The 1,125-nt window shown below is 32.6% G+C and carries 2 protein-coding genes; both read left to right on the plus strand.

Going from position 1 to position 1,125, the window contains the following annotated elements; all coding sequences use genetic code 11:
• A partial coding sequence (locus AB0N03_RS52480) for a glycosyltransferase (RefSeq protein WP_364389036.1) occupies positions 1–401 on the plus strand: 401 nt, incomplete at its 5' end.
• Positions 398–1,099, plus strand: a complete 702-nt coding sequence (locus AB0N03_RS52485) for a glycosyltransferase (RefSeq protein WP_300883858.1) — start codon at positions 398–400, stop codon at positions 1,097–1,099. The genes AB0N03_RS52480 and AB0N03_RS52485, both read left to right, overlap by 4 nt.
• The last annotated feature ends 26 nt before the right edge of the window (positions 1,100–1,125 follow it).

Here is a 1,125-nt window from a genome sequence, read left to right on the forward strand (position 1 = left end):
AAATTGGGTACTCAACTTATGAACCCAAATATACTAAATGGGAAAAGGTTATTGGATATGAGACTATGGAAAGATGTATGAATGAAGCGAGTACGATTATTACTCATGGCGGACCATCTACCTATATGCAAGTATTACAACTAGGTAAAATTCCGATAGTTGTTCCACGGCAAATGAAATTTGATGAGCATATAAATGATCATCAACTTTGGGTAAGTAAACAGGTTGTGAAAAAGGGATACTCATTGATTTTGTGCGAAGATGTTGAAGACATTCTCGAAAATATTATTAGTTCCAAAATTTCAGATACCTTACAAAAAAATGTAAATCACAACACTGAATTCATAAAATTATTCAGTGCTGAAATTTACCAGCTATTTATAAAAAGTGAGAAGATATGATACCAAAAGTAATACACTATTGCTGGTTCGGAGGGCAACCTTTACCAGAATCTGCGCTAAAATGTATTGAAAGTTGGAGAAGGTTTTGTCCAGATTATGAAATAAAACAATGGTCTGAGAAAAACTATGATGTAAATAAAATTCAATATACAAAAGAAGCGTACGAAAAGAAACGTTATGCTTTTGTCACGGATGTTGCAAGGCTTGATATCATTTATAGTGAGGGGGGCATTTATCTTGACACTGATGTTGAACTGATAAAACCTTTGGATGATTTGCTTGTCAATCAAGCATATATGGGAATGGAAACTGCTGGTCGTGTAAATACCGGCCAAGGATTTGGAGCTATAAAAAACCACCAAATAGTTAAAGCAAATTTAGAGGTTTATGCTGAACTTGAGTTTGATGGTACTACTACTTGTGTGACTTACACAACTAATTTGTTAAAAAGATTTGGTTTACAAAAAAAAGATATTAACCAGGATTTACAAGGAATAACTATCCTTCCGACAGATTATTTATGTCCATTAAGTCTTGAAACTAGGAAATTAGTAATTACAGAAAATACATTTTCTATTCATCACTATGATGGTGGTTGGAAAAAAGGAAAAGATAAATTTTTATCTCTAAAAATTAAAATTCGACGCTGGATTGGTGATAACTTTTATGAGTCGATAAAAACGAAGTTGAAGGGATAGTAGTATTGAGTAACGCAGGAATAAAA

It is taken from the genome of Amycolatopsis sp. NPDC051061 (assembly GCF_040682935.1).
Taxonomy (GTDB): domain Bacteria; phylum Actinomycetota; class Actinomycetes; order Mycobacteriales; family Pseudonocardiaceae; genus Amycolatopsis.

What these genes read in the sequence shown, in the direction of transcription:
- AB0N03_RS52485 (WP_300883858.1), top strand. Translation starts at nt 398, where the DNA reads ATGATACCAAAAGTAATACACTATTGCTGGTTCGGAGGGCAACCTTTA.